21 protein-coding genes and 1 pseudogene are annotated in these 24,416 nt (G+C 56.5%); 14 read left to right on the forward strand and 8 right to left on the reverse strand.

All coding sequences use genetic code 11. The features are described from left to right. Nucleotides 1–6: 6 nt before the first annotated feature. From uhpC to M2433_RS05065, 3 genes are all read right to left on the reverse strand, one after another. Nucleotides 7–1,308 carry an MFS transporter family glucose-6-phosphate receptor UhpC gene (gene uhpC, locus M2433_RS05055; protein ID WP_033487711.1) on the reverse strand — a complete coding sequence of 434 codons (1,302 nt, stop codon included), beginning with the start codon at nt 1,306–1,308 and terminating at the stop codon, nt 7–9. A gap of 85 nt (nt 1,309–1,393) precedes the next feature. Then, a complete protein-coding gene (locus M2433_RS05060; RefSeq protein WP_429053757.1) occupies nt 1,394–2,935 on the reverse strand; it encodes an MASE1 domain-containing sensor histidine kinase in 1,542 nt (513 codons plus the stop codon). Continuing rightward, nucleotides 2,935–3,564: a response regulator transcription factor gene (locus M2433_RS05065; RefSeq protein WP_023616519.1), complete on the reverse strand. Its 630-nt coding sequence runs from the start codon at nt 3,562–3,564 to the stop codon at nt 2,935–2,937. The genes M2433_RS05060 and M2433_RS05065 overlap by 1 nt, the downstream gene beginning before the upstream one ends. Before the next feature lie 240 nt (nt 3,565–3,804). Between M2433_RS05065 and tauA the strand changes: the two genes are divergently transcribed. From tauA to tauD, 4 genes are read left to right on the forward strand one after another with little or no spacing between them, the layout of a single operon-like run. After that, nucleotides 3,805–4,767 (forward strand): taurine ABC transporter substrate-binding protein, encoded by a 963-nt coding sequence (gene tauA / locus M2433_RS05070; RefSeq protein WP_042716721.1) that lies wholly within the window; start codon nt 3,805–3,807, stop codon nt 4,765–4,767. 10 nt (nt 4,768–4,777) lie between these two features. Then, nucleotides 4,778–5,545, forward strand: coding sequence for a taurine ABC transporter ATP-binding subunit (tauB, locus tag M2433_RS05075; protein ID WP_429053754.1), 768 nt, complete (start codon nt 4,778–4,780; stop codon nt 5,543–5,545). After that, complete coding sequence (gene tauC, locus M2433_RS05080) at nt 5,542–6,369, forward strand: taurine ABC transporter permease TauC (RefSeq protein ID WP_010427972.1); 828 nt, start codon at nt 5,542–5,544, stop codon at nt 6,367–6,369. The genes tauB and tauC overlap by 4 nt, the downstream gene beginning before the upstream one ends. Further along, a complete protein-coding gene (gene tauD, locus M2433_RS05085; RefSeq protein ID WP_219323616.1) occupies nt 6,366–7,214 on the forward strand; it encodes a taurine dioxygenase in 849 nt (282 codons plus the stop codon). The genes tauC and tauD overlap by 4 nt, the downstream gene beginning before the upstream one ends. 61 nt (nt 7,215–7,275) lie before the next feature. On the opposite strand, the gene M2433_RS05090 is transcribed toward tauD, so the two are convergent. Both M2433_RS05090 and hemB read right to left on the reverse strand, forming a co-directional pair. Continuing rightward, nucleotides 7,276–8,976 (reverse strand): lysophospholipid acyltransferase family protein, encoded by a 1,701-nt coding sequence (locus M2433_RS05090; protein WP_429053753.1) that lies wholly within the window; start codon nt 8,974–8,976, stop codon nt 7,276–7,278. Between the two features lie 72 nt (nt 8,977–9,048). Beyond that, entirely contained in the window at nt 9,049–10,023 is a 975-nt protein-coding gene (gene hemB / locus M2433_RS05095) for a porphobilinogen synthase (protein ID WP_429053752.1), read from the reverse strand. Between the two features lie 451 nt (nt 10,024–10,474). On the opposite strand from hemB, the pseudogene M2433_RS05100 reads away from it, so the two are divergent. Continuing rightward, a pseudogene (locus M2433_RS05100) lies at nt 10,475–13,249 on the forward strand (autotransporter outer membrane beta-barrel domain-containing protein). An 85-nt stretch (nt 13,250–13,334) separates the two neighbouring features. After that, the gene (locus tag M2433_RS05105; protein ID WP_429053750.1) at nt 13,335–13,958 is read left to right on the forward strand and encodes a helix-turn-helix domain-containing protein; all 624 of its coding nucleotides are present in this window, start codon (nt 13,335–13,337) and stop codon (nt 13,956–13,958) included. 2 nt (nt 13,959–13,960) lie between these two features. Here M2433_RS05105 and ampH read toward each other — a convergent pair whose 3' ends face one another. Then, entirely contained in the window at nt 13,961–15,121 is a 1,161-nt protein-coding gene (ampH, locus tag M2433_RS05110; RefSeq protein ID WP_429053748.1) for a D-alanyl-D-alanine-carboxypeptidase/endopeptidase AmpH, read from the reverse strand. 204 nt (nt 15,122–15,325) lie between these two features. Here ampH and M2433_RS05115 point away from each other — a divergent pair, with 204 nt between their 5' ends. The 3 genes from M2433_RS05115 to M2433_RS05125 all read left to right on the forward strand — a co-directional run bounded on the left by M2433_RS05115 (nt 15,326) and on the right by M2433_RS05125 (nt 18,306). Further along, the gene (locus tag M2433_RS05115; protein WP_429053745.1) at nt 15,326–15,859 is read left to right on the forward strand and encodes an isochorismatase family protein; all 534 of its coding nucleotides are present in this window, start codon (nt 15,326–15,328) and stop codon (nt 15,857–15,859) included. 114 nt (nt 15,860–15,973) lie between these two features. Next, complete coding sequence (gene sbmA, locus M2433_RS05120) at nt 15,974–17,194, forward strand: peptide antibiotic transporter SbmA (RefSeq protein ID WP_063429208.1); 1,221 nt, start codon at nt 15,974–15,976, stop codon at nt 17,192–17,194. A gap of 14 nt (nt 17,195–17,208) precedes the next feature. Then, nucleotides 17,209–18,306, forward strand: coding sequence for a DUF1615 domain-containing protein (locus M2433_RS05125; RefSeq protein ID WP_429053744.1), 1,098 nt, complete (start codon nt 17,209–17,211; stop codon nt 18,304–18,306). On the opposite strand, the gene M2433_RS05130 is transcribed toward M2433_RS05125, so the two are convergent. Beyond that, complete coding sequence (locus M2433_RS05130; protein ID WP_047347318.1) at nt 18,303–18,602, reverse strand: DUF2755 family protein; 300 nt, start codon at nt 18,600–18,602, stop codon at nt 18,303–18,305. The genes M2433_RS05125 and M2433_RS05130 overlap by 4 nt on opposite strands. Before the next feature lie 248 nt (nt 18,603–18,850). On the opposite strand from M2433_RS05130, the gene M2433_RS05135 reads away from it, so the two are divergent. Beyond that, on the forward strand, nt 18,851–19,078 hold the full coding sequence (locus tag M2433_RS05135) for a DUF2754 family protein (RefSeq protein ID WP_429053742.1): 228 nt from the start codon (nt 18,851–18,853) through the stop codon (nt 19,076–19,078). Here the strand turns inward: M2433_RS05135 and ddlA are convergent. Then, the gene (gene ddlA / locus M2433_RS05140) at nt 19,075–20,175 is read right to left on the reverse strand and encodes a D-alanine--D-alanine ligase (RefSeq protein ID WP_429053741.1); all 1,101 of its coding nucleotides are present in this window, start codon (nt 20,173–20,175) and stop codon (nt 19,075–19,077) included. The genes M2433_RS05135 and ddlA overlap by 4 nt on opposite strands. A 103-nt stretch (nt 20,176–20,278) precedes the next feature. Between ddlA and M2433_RS05145 the strand changes: the two genes are divergently transcribed. From M2433_RS05145 to phoA, 4 genes are all read left to right on the forward strand, one after another. Further along, complete coding sequence (locus M2433_RS05145; protein ID WP_429053739.1) at nt 20,279–20,962, forward strand: extensin family protein; 684 nt, start codon at nt 20,279–20,281, stop codon at nt 20,960–20,962. A gap of 168 nt (nt 20,963–21,130) precedes the next feature. Then, nucleotides 21,131–22,345 carry a multidrug efflux MFS transporter gene (locus tag M2433_RS05150; RefSeq protein WP_429053737.1) on the forward strand — a complete coding sequence of 405 codons (1,215 nt, stop codon included), beginning with the start codon at nt 21,131–21,133 and terminating at the stop codon, nt 22,343–22,345. 208 nt (nt 22,346–22,553) lie between these two features. After that, the gene (gene iraP, locus M2433_RS05155; RefSeq protein ID WP_024906786.1) at nt 22,554–22,814 is read left to right on the forward strand and encodes an anti-adapter protein IraP; all 261 of its coding nucleotides are present in this window, start codon (nt 22,554–22,556) and stop codon (nt 22,812–22,814) included. 99 nt (nt 22,815–22,913) lie between these two features. After that, nucleotides 22,914–24,329 (forward strand): alkaline phosphatase, encoded by a 1,416-nt coding sequence (gene phoA / locus M2433_RS05160; RefSeq protein ID WP_429053734.1) that lies wholly within the window; start codon nt 22,914–22,916, stop codon nt 24,327–24,329. The last annotated feature ends 87 nt before the right edge of the window (nt 24,330–24,416 follow it).

Consider the following 24,416-nt stretch of genomic DNA (forward strand, 5'->3'; position numbering starts at 1 on the left):
CCCTTTTTATGACGTTATGTGACTGCGAGAAGCGGTGATGCCCGCCATCAGCAAGGGCATCAGTAATAAACCCATCAGGACGGCGGCAATCGAGAGCAAACTGAACATCCCCGACCAGCCGTAGCGTTCAATCACCTGCGACAGCGGCCACCCGGCCAGGGATGCGCCCAGATAGGCAAATACGCCCAGAAAGCCGGTAATCGAGCCTGCCGCCTGTTTGTGTCCACACTCAACGGCGGCAAGGCCAATGAGCATCTGCGGACCGAAGACGAAAAATCCGACCGTAAAAAAGCACATCGCCAGCAGGGCGTAGTGGTGAACCGGTGCCAGCCACAGCGCGGCGACAGACACCATCAGCCCCAGCGTGAACAGCAAAATCATCGGCGCACGCTGGCCGCTGAACAGCAGGTCTGACCCCCATCCTGCAAACAATGCGCCCAGTAAGCCGCCCACTTCGAAGAGCATCACCGTGGCGTTGGCGCTGAGCAGGTTCACGCCGTGGCTTTCTGCCAGCCAGATGTTGCCCCAGTCGTTCAGGGCGATGCGGATGAGATACACCAGCACATACGACGCCCCGAGCAGCCAGATCATCGGGTTTTGCAGCATGGTGGTGCGCAACATCTGCCATAGCCCCATCGGCGGGCTTTGCTGCTGCTGGCGCAGCTCCAGCGGATCGCTCCGCCACTCCCCGACCGTGGGCAGACCCTCTTCCTGCGGTGTGCCCCGCAGCTGTGTGGTCAGCCACAGGCCGAGCACGATGCTGATGATCCCCGGTGTCAGCATCGCCGCCTGCCAGCCCCATCGGTGGGCGGCAACGGCGCAAATCAACGGAATAATCGCGCCACCGATATTGATGGAGGTATTCCAGCAGCCCCACCAGAAGCCGCGCTCGTTGCGCGAATACCAGTGGGTCAGCAGCCTGGCGCAGGGCGGCCAGCCCCAGCCCTGAAAGAAGCCGTTCAGCGTCCAGATAAACAGCAGCAGCGGGAACGCATCGCTAAAGCTGAACAGCACGTTCAGCACGCCCGTTGCCAGCAGCCCGATGCCCATAAAGGCGCGCTGTCCGTGGCTGTCGTGCCAGAGCCCGGCGGCGAATTTGGACAGCCCGTAGCTGAGATAAAACAGCGAGCCGATAAGCCCGATATCGCCCTTGCTGAGCCCCAAATCCAGCTGCAGCGCGGGTAAAACGGTGTTCAGGCTTTTTCGCGTCAGGTAAAACGCGGCGTAGCCAATCACCATACAAAGGAGCAGCCTGGGGCGCAGCGCCCGGTAACGTTGTGAAACCTCTTCAGCAGACAGTGCGTGCATGGCGTTCTCCGTTTGAGATGACTGTAGGGAAGTGCGGCATAAATGGGATGAGACAAAGTCTGGAGTGACTAAGACTTTTTCCTGGTCAGCGCGGCGTTTGTTGCAAATTTGTGGGCAGGTTAACAATTACGCGCGTCCCGAGACGGGATTCCAGCGTCAGTTCGCCGCCGAGCGCCGAGACGCGTTCGCGCATGCCCTGAATGCCGAAGCCGGGCTGCTGCTGCGGGCTGATGCCGCTGCCGTTATCGTGCACCTCAAGGTAGAGCCGCGCGTGACGCTGGCAGAGCAGAATCGTGACTTCGCTGGCGTTGGCGTGTTTGCAGACGTTGTTGAGCAGCTCCTGGAGCAGGCGATACAGGGTAAAGACCAGCGTTTCGCTTTCCGGCGGCGTGGGAAGCCGGTAATCAAAACGGCAGCGGATCCCGCGTTCAGCAAAGGCGAACTCGTTGACCAGATGGTGCAGGGCCTCCTGGAGCGACAGCTCGTCGAGCACGGGTGGGCGGAGCTGGCGCAACAGCTGGCGCGTGGAGTGGTGAATACGCCGCGCGAGGTCGTTGATCTGTCCGGCGGCCTCAATGGCGAGCGGCGTATCGCTCGCCCGCTTCACCAGCTGAGACTGGATCTGGATAGCGGTGATGTTCTGGCCGATTTCGTCGTGAAGCTCGCGCGCCAGCTGCTTGCGGGTGTCCTCTTCGGAATGGATCAGCTTTTCCGCCAGCGCCCGTCTGGCCTGAAGTTCACTCTCAAGCCGGTGGCGATAGCGTTCGAGGTTCATCGCCAGATGCTGCTGGCGGCTGATGGCGATCCCCAGGCCAATCCCCAGCAGCGACTGGGTAGAGAGAAAAATTTCCAGTTCGAGAAGGTCGCTAAACCCGACGCCCACCTGGCGGGCAATGGTGATCATCATGCTGCCGAGCAGCCCGGAAAGGACACCGCCCTGCCAGCCGAATTTCCACGCCATCACCACGTTGGGCAGGAACACGACAATCAGCAGCAGCCGCTCCAGCGCCGGGGAAAGCACCATCTGCGTGCCGATGCCGATAATGAAAAACAGGCTGCACCAGATAATCAGCGAGGTGCGCAGCGGCGGATTGCTGGTGTCCAGCCCCAGCAGATGGTAACGATGCTGCTGGCGTAAAAATTCGAAGACCAGATAGACGAACGGCGTAAGCAGTACGCCGCCGGTAAAGGAGCCGAGCAAAAGCAGCGTGGCCGGGCTGTCCAGAAAGGGCGACAGGAGCAAGGTTTGCAGCAGGGCATTCACCGTCACCGCCGCAATCAGGGTCGACAGCCGCTGCCAGTAGAGGGGGAAGCGATGCCAGTACCGCTGCGCCAGCCAGGTGCTGACGATGCCGATAAGCGGCACGGCCAGCATCAGATAACGCGTGAGGAGCTGCTCACCGTGCAGCCACAGAATGGCGGCAAGGGGGGGAAGAATTAATGCAGGCCAATAGCGGCGTGAAAGTAAAATCATCAGCGCCAGCCACACGCCCTGCGGCAGAAACAGCACCGCCTGCTGGCCGTTGTGGGTAAGGTAGAAGCTCAGCGTCCACAGCATCAGCCAGCCGGTTCCCCATGCCAGCATAATGAACAGGGACAGGATCAGATGCCGGACAGCGCGCCGCATCAGTGGCCCGTGAGCAGTTGGTTATCCAGCGCGAAGTGCACCAGGTCGATGGTACTGCTGCACTGAAGCTTGCCCAGCACGTTGGCACGATGGACGTGAACGGTTTTATGGCTCAGCGAAAGCGTATAGGCAATCTCCTTCACGCTTTCGCCTTTCACCAGCAGCTCAAACACTTCGCGCTCGCGCGGAGTGAGCGCCTCAAGCGCTTTTGGCATCGGCTCGCCGCCGCGCAGCGCTTTTATCGCATCGGCGCACAGGTAATGCCCGCCCATGCCGACGGCGCGCACGGCCTGCACCAGCTCCTCCGGGCCGCAGCGCTTGGTCAGATAGCCGCTTGCACCCGCGTCGAGGGCGCTTTGCACAAAGGCCGGTGTGTCGTAGATGCTCAGGATGATGGCGCGAAACGTCGGCCGCTGCTGGCGCAGGCGCTTGAGCAGGCTAAGGCCGTTTTCGTCCGGCATTGCGACGTCCATCACCGCCACGTCGATATCGTTGCGCGACAGGGCGGGCCACGCCTCCGCAGCGCTGCTAAACTGGCCCTCAACGATCACATCCTCTTCCAGGTTTAACAGCTGGGCGAAACCGGAACGCACCACCACGTGATCGTCCACCAGCACCACTTTAATCATCTCGACACCTTTTGCTCATTCGTTGACCTATGATGCCCGTTGCCGGCAGGCTGGCAATCCTGCGGCTGCGGTTATGTAACCGATGTAACAAAATTGCAATAAAGCCACAGCCCACTTTTTAACTATCCTTTGCCGGTTTTTTTCTAAAAACGATTCGGAATGAGCGATACCTTTTTATTCCTTTATCAAAATTCCCTCGCCGGAAATACTGCCCTCATAACAACAAGGGGAGCAGGCACTATGGCAATTTCATCGCGAATCACATTACTTGGCGCACTGGCGCTGTGGGCTTTTCAGGCGCAGGCGGTGGACGTCACCGTCGCGTATCAAACCTCTGCGGAACCGGCGAAAGTCGCGCAGGCGGATAACACCTTTGCGAAAGAGAGCGGCGCGAAAGTCGACTGGCGTAAATTCGACAGCGGGGCGTCCGTGGTGCGTGCGCTAGCGTCCGGCGACGTGCAGATCGGCAATATCGGATCCAGCCCGCTGGCGGTGGCGGCCAGCCAGCAGGTGCCGATTGAAGTGTTCCTGCTCGCCTCACAGCTCGGGAACTCTGAAGCGCTGGTGGTGAAGAAAAACATCACCAAACCGGAAGATCTGATCGGCAAACGCATCGCCGTGCCGTTCATTTCAACTACGCACTACAGCCTGCTGGCGGCGCTGAAACACTGGGGCATCAAGCCGGGTCAGGTACAAATTCTCAACCTGCAGCCGCCGGCGATTATCGCCGCCTGGCAGCGCGGGGATATTGACGGGGCCTATGTGTGGGCACCTGCCGTGAACGAGCTGGAAAAAGACGGCACTGTGCTGACCGACTCCGAAAAAGTGGGCCAGTGGGGCGCGCCAACCCTCGACGTGTGGGTCGTGCGCAAAGACTTCGCTGAGAAGCATCCTGAGGTGGTGAAGGCCTTTGCCAAAAGCGCGATTGACGCCCAGCAGCCGTACATCAGCAATCCGGATGAATGGCTGAAGCAGCCCGCCAACCTGGAAAAACTCTCCCGCCTGAGCGGCGTGCCGGAAGCGGACGTGCCGGGGCTGGTGAAGGGCAATACCTATCTGACGCCTGCGCAGCAGGTGCAGCAGCTGACCGGGCCGGTGAACAAAGCGATTGTGGATACCGCCACCTTCCTGAAAGAGCAGGGCAAAGTGCCCGCGGTGGCGGCGGATTACAGCCAGTACGTGACCGACCGCTTTGTGAAATAAGGAGTTCGCCATGCTGAATATTACAAATCTGTACGCCGATTACGCCGGGAAACCCGCGCTGGAGGACATCAACCTGACGCTGGACAGCGGTGAGCTGCTGGTGGTGCTGGGCCCGTCCGGGTGTGGGAAAACCACGCTGCTGAATCTGATCGCCGGGTTTGTCCCTTATCAGCATGGCACCATTCAACTGGAAGGCAAAAAGGTGGAAGGCCCGGGCGCCGAGCGCGGCGTGGTCTTCCAGAACGAAGGGCTACTTCCCTGGCGCAACGTGCAGGAAAACGTGGCGTTTGGGCTGCAGCTGGCGGGTGTTAATCGTGAACAGCGGCTGGAAACGGCGCGGGCGATGCTGAAAAAAGTGGGGCTGGAAGGGGCGGAAAAACGCTTTATCTGGCAGCTTTCCGGCGGCCAACGGCAGCGTGTAGGTATTGCCCGCGCGCTGGCCGCAAATCCGCAGCTGTTGCTGTTGGACGAGCCGTTCGGGGCGCTGGATGCCTTCACCCGCGAGCAGATGCAAACCCTGCTGCTGCGCCTGTGGCATGAGACGGGCAAGCAGGTGCTGTTGATCACCCACGATATCGAAGAGGCGGTGTTTATGGCAACCGAGCTGGTGCTGCTCTCGCCGGGGCCGGGCCGCGTGCTGGAGCGCCTGCCGCTGGATTTCGCCCGCCGCTACGTCGCGGGAGAACCCGTGCGCAGCATCAAATCCGATCCGCTGTTTATTGAACAGCGTGAATACGTCTTAAGCCGCGTGTTTGAACAACGGGAGGCTTTCTCATGAGCATCGTCTTCAGTGAAAAAACGCGCCGCACGCGTCTGGCGCTGCGCTGGCCTTTCTCGCGCCAAATCACCTTGAGCGTCGGTACGCTGCTGGTCTTACTGGCGGTGTGGTGGGCGGTTGCTGCCCAGCAGTGGGTCAGCCCGCTGTTTCTGCCGCCGCCGGGACAGGTGCTGGCCAAACTCATTACCATCGCCGGGCCGCAGGGCTTTATGGATGCCACGCTCTGGCAGCACCTGGGTGCAAGTCTGGCGCGTATTCTGGTGGCGCTGCTGGCAGCCGTCATCATCGGCATTCCTGTGGGCATTGCGATGGGGCTGAGTCCGACGGTGCGCGGCATACTCGACCCGCTGATTGAGCTTTACCGTCCGGTGCCGCCGCTGGCCTATCTGCCGCTGATGGTGATCTGGTTCGGCATCGGTGAAACGTCAAAAATCCTGCTGATTTATCTGGCGATTTTCGCCCCGGTCGCCATGTCGGCGCTGGCGGGCGTGAAGAGCGCCCAGCAGGTGCGGATCCGCGCGGCGCAGTCGCTGGGAGCCAGCCGCACGCAGGTGCTGCTGTTCGTGATTTTACCGGGCGCACTGCCGGAAATTTTAACCGGGCTGCGCATTGGCCTCGGCGTGGGCTGGTCCACGCTGGTGGCGGCAGAGCTGATTGCAGCCACGCGCGGCCTTGGGTTTATGGTGCAGTCGGCGGGAGAGTTCCTGGCGACTGACGTGGTGCTGGCAGGAATTGCGGTCATTGCCGCGATCGCCTTTGGATTAGAACTGGGGCTGCGCGCGTTACAGCGCCGCCTGACGCCCTGGCATGGAGAAATACAATGAGTGAACGTCTGACCATTACCCCGCTGGGGCCGTACATTGGCGCGCAGGTGTCGGGCCTGGATGTGACCCGTCCGCTGAGCGATAACCAGTTCGAGCAGCTGTACCACGCGGTGCTGCGCCATCAGGTGGTGTTCCTGCGCGAACAGGCGATCACCCCGCAGCAGCAGCGCGCGCTGGCCCTGCGCTTTGGCGACCTGCATATCCACCCGGTCTATCCGCATGCGGAAGGCGTGGAGGAGATTATCGTTCTGGACACCCACAATGATAACCCGCCGGATAACGACAACTGGCACACCGACGTGACCTTTATCGAAACGCCGCCGGCCGGGGCGATTCTCGCGGCGAAGCTGCTGCCGGAAACCGGCGGCGATACGCTGTGGACCAGCGGGATTGCGGCGTATGAGGCGCTCTCCGCGCCGTTCCGGACGCTGCTGAGCGGGCTGCGCGCAGAACATGACTTCAAAAAATCGTTCCAGGAATATAAGTATCGCAAGAGCGAAGAGGAGCATCAGCGCTGGCAGGAGGCGGTTGCTAAACATCCTCCGCTGCTGCACCCGGTCGTGCGCACCCATCCGGTGACGGGCAAGCAGGCGCTGTTCGTGAACGAAGGGTTCACGACGCGCATTGTGGACGTGTCCGAGAAAGAGAGTGAGGCGCTGCTGGGGTTCCTCTTCGCGCATATCACCAAGCCGGAGTTTCAGGTGCGCTGGCGCTGGCAGGAGAACGACCTGGCGATCTGGGATAACCGCGTAACGCAGCACTATGCCAATGCGGACTATCTTCCGCAGCGCCGGATTATGCAGCGGGCGACGATTTTGGGGGATAAGCCGTTTTACCGTCCTTGAACCGTCGCACCCGTAGGCCGGGTAAGGCGTAGCGCCACCCGGCCTACAAAAAACCGCACATTTAAAGGTGCGCCTCAATATACCGCTGATAGCGGTTCGCCTTCAGGTAACATAAATCCACCAGCACCAGCCCGTCGACGCAGTCGTTGAAGGCCGGGTCGCTGCCAAAATCAATAAACTGAACGCCGCCGGGTTCACAAAGCTCCGAATATTGCTTGTAGAGCGGCGGAATGCCGCAGCCCAGATTGCCGAGCAGGGATTTCAGCTTCGTCAGGTCGTCCACGTAATCCACCCCGCCAAACTGCGCGAGAACATCCGGCAGCGATGCCGGATACGGCTGGCGCGAGGCGGCGAGCGGATGGCTTGCCGGGAACCACAGGCGGTAAAATGCCACCAGCAGATCCCGCGCGGCAGGCGGTAAGCCACCGGAAATGGAGACCGGGCCAAACAGGTAGCGGTAGTGCGGATAGCGCGCCAGATAAGCCCCAATCCCGGACCATAAATAGTCCAGGCCGCGGCGTCCCCAGTAGCGCGGCTGAATGAAGCTGCGCCCCAGTTCAATACCGTGTTCCAGCACGTCCTGCATTTTATCGTCGTAGTGGAACAGGCTATAGCTGTACAACCCTTCCAGACCCCGACGCTCAACCTGGCTGGCGGTGGGCATAAAGCGATACGCGCCGACGATCTCCAGATCTTCATCATCCCAGAGGATCAGGTGCAGATAATCGTCATCGTAACGGTCGGTGTCCCGGCGTTTGCCGCTCCCTTCCTCCACCGCGCGAAAGGCAATCTCGCGCAGGCGGCCCAGCTCGCGCAGCAGCGGGGCATCTTCCTGACCGTTGCGCTGCCAAAGATAGATGGTTTTACCGTCGCTGGTTTTCCCCAGGCACTCGGCCTGCGCCAGCGCGCGTTTCAGCGTGGCGCGGTCTTCCGGGCGGGCAATGGCGCACTGGGTTTTAAAGACGCCAGGCACTCCCTTGCCAAGACGCATCACGTGCTGACGGCACTGCTCGGCCATCTCACGCGACGAAAGGGTGGCGCTATGCCAGTGATGCCACGCAATCTGCTGGCCGATTTTAATCGGAAGCTGGCTGTGGCGGCGTCGGAACATTTGCTGCATCAATAGCAGCATCGACAGCGTCGGGGATACCAGCGTGCTGGCATAAAAGAGCAGGCTGTTATGCGCCTGAATATGCACCGGCAGCAGCGGCGCGCGCAGCTTGCCGGCGAGTTTGATAAAGCCGGAGTGCCATTTCTTATCGCGAATACCCTTGCGCGAGGGGCGGGAAACTTCGCCTGCCGGGAAGAAGATCAGCACGCCCGCGTTTTGCAGATGCTGTTCCATATGGACCAGGGACGATTTCGCCGTCCTGCCGCCCATATTGTCCACGGGAATAAACAGCGAGCTGAGGGGCTCAAGGTGGGTCAGCATCCGGTTAGTCACGACTTTAACATCGCGCCGCACGCGGGAGACGGCGTACATCAGCGCCAGCCCGTCCAGCGTACCCGTCGGGTGGTTAGCAATAATGACCAGCGGGCCATGTTCGGGGATTTGTTCGAGATCGCGAGTGGAAACGGTGCAGAGAATATCAAGGTGTTCCAGAACTTGCTCCACCATATCCAGCCCTTTCAGGTGTCGGTGTGCTGCGGCAAATTGCTGAAATTCGTCTTCGTAAAACAGTCTTTTTAACAGACTTTTTTGCCAGGGTGCAGGCCTCGCCTGAGGCCAAAGATCGTCGAGAACGCTATCGAGGCTAAACATGGTTACTCCTCCTGCCGTCTTGCCCAGACAGTAGAAGGAGGAGATGTCGGTTGTATTGCAGTTTGGTGAAGATTAGCGGAGGATTTTCTTCTCGGCCAGATCCAGCGCGAAGTAGCTGAAGATCAGATCCGCGCCGGCGCGCTTGATCGCGCCCAGGCTTTCCAGGATCACTTTCTCTTCGTCAATCGCACCGGCCAGAGCAGCGAATTTGATCATCGCGTACTCGCCGCTGACCTGATAAGCGCCTAATGGCAGCTCGGTGCGCTCGCGGATGTCGCGCAGGATATCGAGATACGCGCCTGCTGGTTTCACCATCAGGCAGTCTGCGCCCTGGGCTTCATCAAGCAGGGATTCGCGGATCGCTTCCCGACGGTTCAGCGGGTTCATCTGATAGGTTTTACGATCGCCCTTCAGTGCCGTACCGGCAGCTTCGCGGAACGGGCCGTAGAAGGAGGAGGCGAATTTGGTGGAGTAGGACATGATGGCGGTATCGGTAAAGCCCGCCGCATCAAGCGCCTGACGAATCGCCTGAACCTGTCCGTCCATCGCGGCAGAAGGCGCAATGAAATCCGCACCGGCAGCGGCCGCAACGACGGCCTGCTTGCCAAGGTTAAGCAGGGTAGCATCGTTATCCACGCCATGATCGCACAGCACGCCGCAGTGGCCGTGTGAGGTATATTCACAGAAGCAGGTGTCTGACATCACCACCATTTCCGGCACGGTCTCTTTGCAGATACGCGACATGCGGGCGACGAGGCCATTTTCTTTCCACGCATCGCTGCCGGTGGCGTCGGTATGGTGAGAAATGCCGAAGGTCATCACCGAGCGGATCCCCGCGTTGGCGATACGTTCGATCTCGCGTGCCAGATGCTTCTCCGGAATGCGCATTACGCCCGGCATGGCTTCGATGGCCTTATAGTCATCAATCTCTTCTTCGACAAAAATCGGCAACACCAGATCGTTTAAGGTCAGGGTTGTCTCTTCAAACATGGCGCGCAGTGCAGGTGACTTGCGCAGGCGGCGGGGGCGTGCAATTAAATCGGTCATGGTATGCCTGATGTTTGTGGAACAAAGAAGGCTAGTGTACCTCAAAGTGGAGGCTGTGGTTTTACGAAAGTGGGCTTTTTGTTTTTGCAAAATGCGGCAGGTCAGGCTTTATCTCATCAATATGTAATTCAGGGAAGTATCACTCTGAAAGAGCGATGAGATATTCGCGCTGCTTCTATATTGGGGTGAATATATAATTAAAAATGATCCATTATCTATTGTAATATATTCCGCATGGCTTCTTTCGTATTTTAAGCTTCTGTTTTGATGATGTTTGTTTGTAGTGGTTTATCGTTTCGTGATTTCAGGGTGTTATTTGTCTGGATACGGACTTAATGGAAACATTCATTGAACCTTTTCGAAATGAAAATGCATAATTCGCTCCGCAATTAAATATTGCCAAATGATTTGACGGACAAACTTGCTTACGTCCCTGAGGAGGGATGACCCAATGCAAACATGGAAAAAGAAACTGGTTGTATCTCAACTTGCATTAGCCTGCACCCTGGCTATCGCTTCTCAGGCCAATGCGAAAGATATTTCTGGTACGACATATAATACTTTTGGATATGATAATGCCGCGTCTACGCCCTGGTATTATGGTTATGCTGACTGGAATTACTCCGGTGCCAGTCATGACGGTGATATTTATCCGGTGATTAATAAATCCACCGTGAATGGTGTTATTTCAACGTATTATCTGGATGATGGTATCAATGGTCGGGCGAATGCATTGAGCATTTCCAATAGCACCATTAATGGCATGATTACCTCAGAGTGCATGACCACAACATGTGCTGACGGCCTGGATACTGACGGCACCAATCATTCTCAGTACGATCGCTTTAGCCTGACCGTCGATAATTCCACCATTAACGATACGTACGAGCATTATGCGTATGATGTCGTGAAGGGGGAAAACACGGAAAAACACTATCTGGACACATATGGTCTGGGTAATGCGATTACCCTGGATGTGGAATCAGATATTGTTATCCAGAATAATTCACACGTCGCCGGTATAACCCTGACGCAGGGTTATCAGGAAGTGGATAATACCCCCTACGACGGTGTTGAAGGCGTAGCCAACAGCAGCAACGTCTTTACCGACACGTTGTTGGTGAAAGATTCTGTACTGACCTCTGGCGCCTACAGTGATTTAGGCACCAGCGGCTTCTACGGCCAAACCGCGAAACCGAGCGATTAGGGTGAAACCAACGCAACAGCGGCAGATGATGCGGCGCTGATCGTGGCCGCTGGCGCGTCTGATAACGCGATGCAAACGTCCGCGACGTTTGATCACTCCACCGTGACTGGCGACATTCTTTTCTCCAGCACCTTCGACAACAACTTCTACCCGAACGGCGATCCTGCAACCGATACGACTGAAGACGGTATCTATAATCCAACCACCAACGGCTGGGACGGTACCGATAAGCTGGATGTCACCCTGACCAACGGCAGCAAGTGGGTGGGTGCCGCGCAGTCCAGCGTCGAGGCTATCGGCACGGCGCAAATGTATGGCCTGGGCTACAGCAACGTTGACTGGAGTAGCCTGTCCCCTAACAGCATTTGGCCGGATTCCACCTATGACAGCAACGGACACGTTGCAGGTGAAGCGGTGTACCAGAGCGGTCTGTTTAACATCACGCTGGATAACGGCTCTGAGTGGGATACCCGTAAGGTTTCTAATATCGACACGCTGGCGGTAAACAACCGCTCTCAGGTCAATGTTGAAAACTCTGGTCTGCTGGCGGATACCATCACTCTGACCAATGCCTCATCACTGAACATTGGTGACAGCGGCGGCGTGGCGACCGACCATCTGTACCTGGACAGCTATAGCCGCGCGGCACTGACGGAAGAAACGGCCGAACTGTATGCCAACACCATCACCGTGGATAACGGTGCAGAGCTGGCGCTGGGGCTGGGTCAGGTTGATACGCACAATATGGTACTGACCGATGGTGGTGTGCTGAACGTTGCCAGCCGTGATTACGTGCTGAACAGCGATCTGAACAACGCACGCTATATCACCAACGATATTCACCAGGCTGATTACGACCACGGCGTTGTGGCGATTAACTCTGACGGCCATCTGGCGGTGAACGGTGACGTCGCAGGCAATTACAAAGTCCGTATCGACGACGCGACGGGGGCCGGTTCCGTTGCAGATTACAAAAATAAAGAGATCGTCCGCATCTATGACAATAACGCGGATACTGCAGCCAGCTTTACTGCCGCAAACAAAGCCGATTTAGGTGCTTATACCTACCAGGCGCAGCAGCAGGGTGACACCGTTGTTCTCCAGCAGAAAGCGCTGACCGACTACGCAAATATGGCGCTGAGCATTCCTTCTGCCAATACCAATATCTGGAACCTGCAGCAGGATACCGTAGGCACGCGTTTAACCAACAGCCGTCACGGCCTGGCGGATAACGGCGGGGCGTGGGTAAGCTATTTCGGCGGCAATTTCGACGGAGACAATGGCGTTATCAGTTACGATCAGGACGTAAGCGGTATTATGGTGGGTCTGGATACCCAGATTGACGGTAATAACGCGAAGTGGATCGTCGGTGGTGCGGCAGGGTTTGCGAAGGGTGATATCAGCGATCGTACCGGTCAGGTCGATCAGGACAGCCAGACGGCGATGATCTATGCGTCGGCGAAGTTTGCGAACGATGTATTCCTCGACAGCTCACTGAGCTACACCCGCTTCAACAGCGATCTCTCCGCTAACATGAGCAACGGTCAATATGTTGACGGCGATACCACCAGCGACGCTGTTGGTTTTGGTCTGAAACTGGGCTATGACTGGAAACCAAACCTCTCTGGCTATGTTACGCCATACGCAGCCGTGTCTGGCCTGTTCCAGTCTGGTGATGATTATCGTCTGAGTAATGACATGCGCATGGACGGGCAATCTTACGATAGCCTGCGCTATGAGCTCGGAGTTGATACGGGTTATACCTTCAACTACGGCGGCGATCAGGCTCTGACGCCTTACTTCAAACTGGCCTACGTCTATGACGACGCCGATAACAATGCTGATATTAACGGTGACAGCATCGACAACGGGGTGAAAGGTTCCGCTGTTCGCGTGGGCCTGGGCACCCAGTTCAGCTTCACAAAGAATTTCAGTGCTTATACTGATGCGACTTATCTGGGCGGCGGTGACGTTGACCAGAACTGGGGCGCAAATCTGGGTGTGAAATACACCTGGTAATGTAAAAAAGCGGGGGAGGATATCCCCCGTTTTTTTTTCGATAAAATAATAGTGAACCGACAAATACGGATGCTTTGAGGTCTGCATGAACGTTAATGCGAAACCACTTTCTGAATTAAGCCGGCTCGAACAGTGTCTGATAGCAGCCAGTACCCCGTTTCAATCTGCTCCACAACAAATAATAACATCCGGCGAGTGTAATGAGCCCCGCACTATCGTATTACAAACCGGTATCATTGAAATCTATCGTCTTACAGATGAGCTGCTTGTGGGCATCGCGAAAGCACCTTTTATTCTGGGACTGTCCACGGTGATGATTAACCACTGTCAGGAATACAGAGTGATAGCCAAAACACCCTGCACGGGTTTTTATGTGTCCAATGAAGCCACCCGTCAACTTATACAACAACACGCTCTGTGGAAAGAGGCATTCTGTTGGTTATCCTGGATAAATCACATTCTTGAAAAACGCGATATGCAGCTGGTGGGAAATAATTCCTATCACCAGATCCGCGCCATGCTGCTGAATATGGCGGAGTGGGATGAAGCGCTGCGCTCAAAAATTGGTGTGATGAATCATATTCAACAAAGCACGCGTATTTCACGTTCAGTGGTGGCAGAGGTGCTCGCGGCCCTGCGGCAGGGAAATTACATCAGTATGAGCCGGGGCAAGCTGGTCAGCATTAACCGCTTGCCCACGGAATATTAGATTTAGTTAGACGCTGTGAGAACCTGCGCTTTGTTGGCGCTCAGTTCAGCCACTAAATTGTTAATACCGTCGCTCATATTAACGAAGCGCGTGTGCGGAGAGCGGGTAACCACCACAAACGCGCCCACGTTTGACTGCGGGATCATTGCCATATAGGTAATGAACCCGCCGCCGCCCCCAGTTTTCTGAATAATACCCGGACGGCCATTTTTCGGCGCCATATAAACCCAGCCCATGCCGAGCGCATCGGCTTTACCCGGCACGTCCATTCCGATAACGCGGTGCAGCTGAGTACGCTGATAAATCAGGGTCTGCATACGATCGGCCTGGCTGCTGCGAGCGTAGAAATCCGATGAGAGGAACTGCTGCATCCAGCGCATCATGTCGCCAGGGGTGGAATACACCCCACCGCTGCCCACGGCCGCCAGCGTGTTATTACAGGGGCTTGCGCCTTTCTCCGCCACCATCAGGCGACGGCACTGATCCGGGGACGGGGTAAAGGTGGTGTCTTTCATGCCCAGCGGACGGGTTATCTGCTCTTCAAACAGCTGCGTGTAGGGTTTACCCGCTGCCGTCGAGAGGGCATCCGCCAGCAGGTCAAACGCCAGGTTTGAATAAGAGGCCTGCGAACCCGGGGCCGCCTTCAGCGTGGCGGTACTCAGGTAGCTCCAGCGCTGGTCGCGCGTTGGCCAGACAAATACGTCACGATGCGCAGCCCCGCCAGGCTGTTCACGCGGCAGAGCGCTGGTGTGGGTGGCAAGGTTCACAAGCCGGATCGGCGTGCCCTGATATGTCGGAACCCGGGCACCTGGCGGCGCGTATTTGCTGAGCGGGTCGTCGAGTTTCACCACGCCCTGGTCGAGCAGTTTTACCAGCATTTCGCTGGTCATTAGCTTGGTTAAGGACGCTATACGGATAACGGAATCCAGCTGCGGGTGAACGTTACTTCCTGGGCGCGTTTCGCCAAAGCTGCGGAACACGCGCTGGTTGCCGTCGATGACAACCATCGCCATCCCGGTCGCGCCGCTGCCGTAATAGATAAGGTTCGCGTAGCGATCGGCAATGTCTGAAGCTAAAACGGGCGCCGTCAGCGGTTGGGCTGCCTGGGCGGTAGAAAAGCTCACCGCACACAGCGCGGCAAAAGAGAGCAGACAACGTTTCAACGAAAAGCATCCATGAAGTGAATGAGGAAAGTAATGGGTATTTATACTACTAATCGGTACCGTGCAATGCCCGGAATTGCATAACGATAGCGAGAAAAACGTAACCATGGGTAAATATGAACAATTTACTTGCGAGCCATCTCCCATTTTGTGACATCGGGCTTATGATAGGCACCAGTGTCACTCAATCTTACGGAGAACGGTATGTCTGAAAAGCGTGTGGTTATGGTTGTCGATATGCAGAACGGGGTATTTGAAACCCCGCGTCATCAGCGCGAAAAGTGCGTCTCTCTGATCAACCAGCTTACGCAGGCAGCCGACAAGGTGATTTTTATTCAGCATACCGAGACCGGGGGGCTGGAAGAGGGAAGTGAAGGGTTTGCGCTACTGCCTGAACTCAATCAGCCGGCTGGCGCACTTTACGTGACCAAAACCGCCTGTGATGCCTTCTATAACACCTCGCTTGAAGCGCTGCTGCGCGAGCAGGGCATTTGCGAGTTTGTCATCTGCGGCTGCGCCACCGATTACTGCGTCGACGCGACGATTAAGAACGGCGTCAGCCGCGGCTACCACATCATCGTGGCGGAAGATGCCCATACCACCGCCAATCGCCCGGCGGCTGATGCTCAGGTTCTGATTAACCACTACAACGACGTCTGGCGCGACTTCATCGCACCCGCGAATCCTCTCGCGGTGAAACGCACCGAAACAATTCTCGAAAACTGGAAAGCGAACTAATAATCAACCCTCGGGTCTGACCTTTTTGCCTGCGTCGGGTGGCTGACTCAGGCAGATTTTCGTGTGGTGATGTGTTGTGCACAGCAACAGCCATAACAACAAGAAGGAAGCATTATGTTTAAGTCTTTTTTCCCAAAGCCGGGGCCTTTTTTCCTGTCGGCATTTATTTGGGCACTCATCGCTGTCATTTTCTGGCAGGCGGGCGGCGGCGCATGGCTGACGCGCATCACGGGGGCAACGGGCGATGTACCGATTAGCGCCGCGCGCTTCTGGTCGCTGAGCTATCTGCTGTTTTATGCTTACTACACGGTATGCGTGGGGCTGTTTGCGCTGTTCTGGTTTGTTTATTCTCCGCACCGCTGGCAGTACTGGTCTATTCTCGGCACATCCCTGATTATCTTTGTGACCTGGTTCCTCGTGGAGGTGGGCGTGGCGGTTAACGCCTGGTATGCGCCGTTTTACGATCTTATCCAGACCGCGCTGAGTTCGCCGCACAAGGTGACCATTAACCAGTTCTACCATGAAGTTGGGATCTTCCTCGGTATTGCCCTTATTGCGGTGATCATCGGCGTGATGAATAACTTCTTCGTCAGCCATTACGTTTTTCGCTGGCGTACCGCAATGAACGAACATTACATGGCGCACTGGCAGCACCTGCGCCATATCGAAGGTGCCGCGCAGCGTGTGCAGGAAGACACCATGCGTTTCGCCTCAACCCTTGAAGACATGGGCGTCAGCTTTATCAACGCCATCATGACGCTGATTGCCTTCCTGCCCGTGCTGGTGACGCTCTCGGCGCATGTGCCGGATCTGCCGATTGTGGGTCACCTGCCGTATGGTCTGGTGATTGCCGCAATCGTCTGGTCGCTGATGGGGACGGGCCTGCTGGCGGTGGTGGGGATCAAACTACCGGGCCTGGAGTTTAAAAATCAACGCGTCGAAGCCGCATACCGTAAAGAGCTGGTTTACGGCGAAGATGATGCCAACCGCGCCTCGCCGCCGACCGTCCGCGAGCTGTTTGGCGCCGTGCGTCGTAACTATTTCCGTCTCTACTTCCACTATATGTATTTCAACATCGCGCGTATTTTGTATCTGCAGGTGGACAACGTTTTCGGTTTGTTCCTGCTGTTTCCGTCGATTGTTGCGGGTACGATTACGCTCGGTCTGATGACGCAGATCACCAACGTTTTCGGTCAGGTTCGAGGCTCGTTCCAGTACCTGATCAGCTCATGGACTACGCTGGTAGAACTGATGTCCATCTACAAACGTCTGCGCAGCTTTGAACGCGAGCTGGACGATCGTGACCTGCAGGAAGTTACCAATACATTTAGCTAATACAGGAAGTTGCTATGACTTTTGCCGTACCGCGCGCGTTACCGTTGTCCTTACTGGCCGCTCTTGCGCTGGCGGGCTGTGCCGAAAAGGGGGCCGCTCCGCTCAAAAAGGGCGAGAAGCCCGTTGATGTGGCAAGCGTTGTGCGGCAGAAAATGCCCGCCAGCGTGAAGGATCGCAATGCGTGGGCAGATGCGCTGGCAAAAACCTTTGAAAGCCAAAAGATCGCGCCGACCGAGGAGAACATCTGCTCGGTGCTGGCGGTGGCGCAGCAGGAGTCGATGTACCAGTCAGATCCGGCCGTGCCGGGCCTGAACAAAATTGCCTGGAAAGAGATCGACCGCCGGGCGGAATCCATGCACATTCCGGTGTTCCTCGTGCACACCGCGCTTAAAATCAACTCGCCAAACGGTAAAAGCTACAGCGAACGGCTGGATTCGGTGAAAACCGAAAAGCAGCTCAGCGCCATTTTTGATGATTTCATCAGCATGGTCCCGATGGGGCAGAAGCTATTTGGCTCGCTTAACCCGGTACACACCGGTGGGCCGATGCAGGTGAGCATTGCGTTCGCGGAGAAACATACCGACGGCTACCCGTGGAAAATCGACGGTACGGTGCGCCAGGAGGTCTTCTCCCTGCGCGGTGGGCTGTGGTTCGGCACGTATCATCTGCTGAATTATCCGGCGAACTACAGTGAGCCGCTCTACCGCTTTGCCGACTTTAACGCGGGCTGGTATGCCAGCCGTAACGCGGCATTTCAGAGTGCGGTCAGCCGCGCAAGCGGCGTCAAGCTGGCGCTGGACGGCGATCTTATCGCTTACGGCAGCAGCGAGGCGGGAAGCACCGAGCTGGCAGTACGGAAATTATCGACAACGCTTGGCCTGAGCAACAGCGACATTCGACGTCAGCTTGAGAAAGGCGACAGCCTGGCATTCGAGAAAACGGATCTGTACAGGAAGGTGTTTGCGCTCGCAGAGCAGAAAAGCGGGAAAACGTTACCGAGGGCTATCCTGCCGGGGATCCAGCTGGAAAGCCCGAAAATCACGCGTAACCTGACCACAGCCTGGTTTGCTAAACGCGTGGACGATCGCCGGGCTCGCTGTATGGGGCTTTAACGGCGACGGCGAAAGCGCAGAACTAACGCGACAACGCCCAGAATCATGCATCCCGTGAGGAAGGGAATCAGGCCGAACAGGGTGCTGACACCAAAGCCAATCTCAACCCGCGGGCGTCCGTTGTCCTGGACCTGCATCAGGTGTTCATAAACGCCCGGCGCATGGACCAGCATATTGAGCAACTGCGAGCCGGCCCAGAAGCAGAACAGGACAAACAGGGCATAAGCGATATTACCCGCCGTGGAGGTTTTTGGTTTGCCGCCAAAAATCGGTTTCGACAATGTAAAGTCAGCCATAGGACCTCCCGAAATATCACTCTTTTTCAATACGCTTCGTACAGGGTGAGTTTGACAGGTCATCGCATTTGTCAATATCAGAATCGTGGTAATTTACCCGCCGGAATCCTCCTGGATTGTTGAATTCTGCAGCACATCACAATTTTGTCACTTAAGTGAAATTGCGTCGCGTTTCAGAATTTCCGTATCTGCCGCAGACCTGGCCATAAATCTGTGAGAGGATATCTTTTTTTCCTGCCGGAGTTGTTATGAAGCTCACGTCCAAACTACGCCGTGACTGGCACTACTACGCCTTTGCTATCGGGCTTATCTTTATTCTGAACGGCGTCGTGGGCCTGCTGGGGTTTGAAGCAAAAGGGTGGCAAACGTATGCCGTCGGGCTGGTGACCTGGGTAATCAGTTTCTGGCTGGCGGGTTTGATTATCCGCCGTCGTTCTGAAGAGACGACGGCGGAAGCGGCGAAGCGAGCCGATTAACCGTTTACGGAGCTTTTAAGCGCGCCGTCGGCGGCGTGACGCTCCAGCGCCAGTTCAATCAGGCGGGTGATCAGCTCCGAGTAGCCCAGCCCGCTCGCCTGCCACAGTTTCGGATACATGCTGATGTTGGTGAACCCCGGCAGCGTGTTGATTTCATTGATCACCACGTCGTTTTCCGGCGTCAGGAACACATCGACCCGCGCCATGCCGCAGCAGCCGAGCGTCTGATAGGCGCGAATGGCGATCGCCCGGATCATATCGTTGATTGCTGGATCGATATCCGCAGGAACGACAACCTGAGCGCCTTTGTCATCAATGTATTTGGTGTCGTACGAGTAGAAGTCGCTGTTTAAGACCACTTCGCCGCAGGTGCTCGCCTGTGGGAAATCGTTGCCCAGTACGGCGCATTCAATTTCACGGCCTTTGATACCCTGCTCAACCACCACTTTATGGTCGAACTCAAACGCCTGGCGGACGGCCTCGGTGAACTGTGCTTCGCTTGTCACTTTGCTGACGCCCACGGAGGAGCCCTGGTTTGCAGGCTTCACAAACAGCGGCAGTCCCAGCTGTTCGCTGATCTGCGCGAAGCCGTGCTTGTCGCGGTTGGCGCGGGTCAGGGTGACGAACGGCGCAACATTCAGCCCGGCATCGCGCAGCAGGCGCTTGGTGACGTCTTTGTCCATGCAGGCGGCGGAGCCGAGGACGTCCGAACCGACGAACGGCAGGTTGGCCATGCGCAGCATTCCCTGCAGGGAACCATCTTCGCCCAGGGTGCCATGTACGATTGGGAAGACAACGTCAATCTGGGCGAGAGCCTGTGCATTTCCTGCGTCGATGAGCTGCCCTTTCACCACGCCGGGTACGGTCGCGACGCTAATTTCCGATGGATTAAGGGCGATGTGTGCCGGATCGTGGGCATTAAGCAGATACTGGCTGGCATCGTTAACGTGCCACTGACCCTGTTTATCAATGCCCAGCAGCACGACGTCGAAACGGCTTTTATCGATCGCATCAACGATATTTTTGGCCGATTGCAATGAAACTTCGTGCTCCGCTGATTTTCCCCCAAAGACAATACCTACGCGCTGCTTAGCCATCTCACTCTCTTCCAGTCTGACGAAAAGCCAATAACATACCACGATGCCCGGCGGGTTTCGCGACCTTCTGCCATACTATTTTGGGGAATGTTGAGGGGGGAGTGTGAAAGGAAAAACGCTGCTGACCGTTTTGATTATTGTGGCCATCGCAACGGTGGGTTACCGCTGGTTGCCGCCTCACTACAACCCTTTCATCCCGCTGACGCTTGACGACCCGCCTGGCCGAATCACCCAGTATAAGCTTCGGCGTTTAACCCCCGAGGCGTGCGCCAGCCTGTTATCCCAGGCTAACCAAAGAGATCTTATCCGCACCCAGCCGGTGGCTGACAGCGGCGGGGCGTGTCCGCTTAACAATGTCGTGCGCGTGCGTAGCTTCGGCCCGGTCAGCCTTAACGGCAGTTTTCTTGCCAGCTGTCCGCTGGCGCTCAGCTCTGCGCTGTTTATCAGCCAGCAGGCCCGGCCGCTGACAAAACGCTATATGGGCAGTGACCTGGCGCGAATCGACCACCTCGGCAGCTATGCCTGCCGCAATATTTACCACCGCCCTGACGCGCGACGCAGTGAACATGCCACGGCAGAGGCGCTGGATATCGCCGCCTTTCGGCTGACGAACGGTGAACGCGTCACGGTGCTGAACGGCTGGAAGGCTGCCAACGCGCAGCCATGGCTAAAGGCAATGCTGGCGGCAAGCTGTGGCTACTACGGGAACGGTCTGGGGCCAGAATATAACGCGGCGCATGCCAACCATTTTCATCTGGGAATGCGCGGGTTCGGACTCTGCCGCTGAAGCATAATATTCCGCCAAAAAATGGATGATTTGTGACTTATTTCACAAATATGATGACTGGGAAGATAAAACACCAAAGTCATTCAGGCCGCATCTCTGGTGCGACGTCACCACGCGTAACTTGCTAATCTGTCTGCGAATTCGCCTAAAAATGAAGACTATTTCTTTATGGAATCCTGGAAAGTAAATCTCATCTCGGTCTGGTTCGGTTGCTTCTTTACCGGGCTTGCCATCAGCCAGATCTTGCCGTTCCTGCCGCTATACGTTTCACAGCTGGGTGTGACCTCTCATGAAGCACTTTCCATGTGGTCCGGTCTGACGTTCAGCGTCACGTTTCTGGTGTCCGCCATTGTGTCACCGATGTGGGGCAGCCTGGCCGACCGGAAGGGCCGGAAGCTGATGCTGCTGCGCGCCTCACTCGGGATGGCGATCGCCATTCTGCTGCAGGCCTTTGCCACCAACGTCTGGCAGCTCTTTTTCCTGAGAGCGGTGATGGGACTGACGTCCGGGTATATTCCCAACGCCATGGCGCTGGTCGCCTCTCAGGTACCCCGCGAGCGCAGCGGCTGGGCGCTAAGCACGCTCTCCACGGCGCAGATAAGCGGCGTCATCGGTGGCCCGCTGCTGGGAGGCTTTCTGGCGGACCACGTCGGGCTGCGCGCGGTATTTATCATCACCGCGATCCTGCTGGTGGTCAGTTTTCTGGTGACGCTCTTTCTTATCAAAGAGGGAGGCCGCCCCGTTATCAGTAAATCTGAACGCCTCAGCGGCAGGGCCGTTTTCGCCTCGCTGCCTTATCCGGGGCTGATGATCAGCCTGTTCGTGACCACCATGGTTATCCAGCTTTGTAACGGTTCGGTTGGTCCGATTCTGGCGCTGTTTATTAAGTCGATGGAGCCGGAGAGTAACAATATCGCGTTTCTGAGCGGCATGATTGCCGCCGTGCCGGGCGTATCCGCGCTAATTTCCGCGCCGCGTCTTGGAAAACTGGGTGACAGGATTGGCACGGCGCGCATTCTGATGGCAACGCTGATCTTTGCCGTGGTGCTCTTTTTCGCCATGTCGTTTGTCACCTCTCCGCTTCAGCTTGGCGTACTGCGTTTTCTGCTCGGCTTTGCCGATGGCGCAATGTTGCCTGCGGTACAGACCCTGCTGGTTAAATATTCCAGCGACCAGGTGACAGGGCGTATTTTTGGATATAACCAGTCATTTATGTATTTGGGGAATGTTGCCGGTCCGCTTATTGGCGCTTCCGTTTCCGCAATGGCCGGTTTTCGTTGGGTATTTGCTGCCACGGCAATTGTCGTTTTAATCAATATTATCCAGCTGGCTATTGCGCTGCGTCGCCGCAGGCAAATGGCGGAGGCGAAATCAGGGAGATAACCGTTTCGCTGATGTATTATATATTCTTATGGTAGCCGCATTTTTATATAACAAAATGCGGCATTTTTTATAGAAAAACGTTTCGCTCATGGCTAAAGACATTTAATTTCGTTCCTGCATCACTTTTGCATACCATAATATATTTCTTCTCTTTGCATAACGGATTCAGAATGCTAACTTCAGAAAAAACTGATAAGGAAATAGCACGATGAAAAATCTCATTGCTGAATTGCTGGTTAAGCTTGCACAAAAGGAAGAAGAGTCAAAAGAGCTGGTCGCCCAGGTCGAAGCGCTGGAAATTGTGGTCACCGCGCTGCTGCGACAGATGGCGAAAACCGATCAACAGGCGTTAATTGAGAGTGTGGAAGGCGCGCTGGACAGCGTCAGGCCTGAATCGCAGGTGCCGGTTGAGGATGCGGAGATGCTCCACCAGTACGTAAAGAAGCTGTTAAGGCATCCGCGCAGCTAAACCGTCACAGAACGTAACGACGTGTCATAGAATTGTCATGCAGGATGCCTATAGTCGCTCTGTTTTTATTTTTATGTATTTGTACATGGAGAAAATAAATTGAAACAGAGCGCACTTTTCATCGCATTACTTCCCCTGTTAATTACCCCGGCCATTTATGCGGACACAGCCCAAACCAGCGTGCTGGATAATCGTGCCGCAAAAGGGGATATCACCGAGCCTGGCGGCGCACGCAGATTGTCGGAAGATCAAACCGCCGCTATTCGCGCTTCGCTGAATGAGAAACCGGCAAAAAACATTATTCTGCTTATTGGCGATGGAATGGGTGATTCCGAAATCACGGCGGCGCGAAATTATGCTGAGGGTGCGGGCGGCTTTTTTAAAGGCATCGACGCATTACCGCTGACCGGACAATATACCCATTACGCGCTGGATAAAAAAACCGGCAAACCGGATTACGTAACGGATTCAGCGGCCTCCGCCACGGCGTGGTCCACTGGCGTGAAAACCTATAACGGCGCGCTGGGCGTGGATATTCACGAAAAAGATCATCAAACCCTTCTCGAGATGGCAAAAGCGGCGGGGCTGGCGACCGGCAACGTCTCTACCGCTGAGCTTCAGGACGCAACGCCTGCGGCGCTGGTGGCACACGTGACCTCACGTAAATGCTACGGCCCGTCCGTGACCAGCGAAAAATGCCCAACGAACGCGCTGGAAAAAGGCGGCAAGGGATCGATTACGGAACAGCTGCTGAACGCGCGCCCTGACGTGACGCTGGGCGGCGGCGCGAAAACCTTCGCGGAAGCCGCGACGGCGGGCGAGTGGCAGGGCAAAACGCTGCGCGAGCAGGCGCAGGCCCGCGGCTATCAGCTGGTGAGTGATGCCAGTTCTCTGGCGGCAATAACCGAGGCGAGCCAGGACAAGCCGCTGCTGGGGCTGTTCTCCGACGGCAACATGCCCGTGCGCTGGGAAGGACCAAAAGCCTCATATCACGGCAATATCGATAAGCCAGCCGTAACCTGTACGCCTAACCCGAAACGCACTGACAGCGTACCGACGCTGGCGGCGATGACCGATAAAGCGATCTCTCTGCTGAGTAAGAGCGAAAAAGGGTTCTTCCTGCAGGTGGAGGGCGCGTCGATCGATAAACAGGATCATGCTGCCAATCCGTGCGGCCAGATTGGCGAAACGGTCGATCTGGACGAAGCGGTGCAGAAGGCGCTGGCCTTCGCGAAAAAAGACGGTAACACCCTGGTGATCGTCACCGCGGACCATGCGCACGCCAGCCAGATCATCCCGGCTGATACCAAAGCGCCGGGCCTGACGCAGGCGCTGAACACTAAAGATGGCGCCGTCATGGTGCTGAGCTATGGCAACTCTGAAGAAGAGTCCATGGAGCACACGGGCACCCAGCTGCGCATTGCAGCTTATGGCCCGCATGCGGCAAACGTAGTGGGCCTGACCGATCAAACGGATCTGTTCTACACCATGAAGGCGGCGCTGGGCCTTAAATGATAAAACCCCGGCGGAAATCACATCTGCCGGGTGGTTTTTTTCCCGTCACGAACCAGACTTACAGGGAATGTTCACAAAAGGATGGTG

This window comes from Enterobacter sp. AC1 (genome assembly GCF_050434705.1).
GTDB classification, from domain to species: Bacteria; Pseudomonadota; Gammaproteobacteria; order Enterobacterales; family Enterobacteriaceae; genus Enterobacter; species Enterobacter cloacae_L.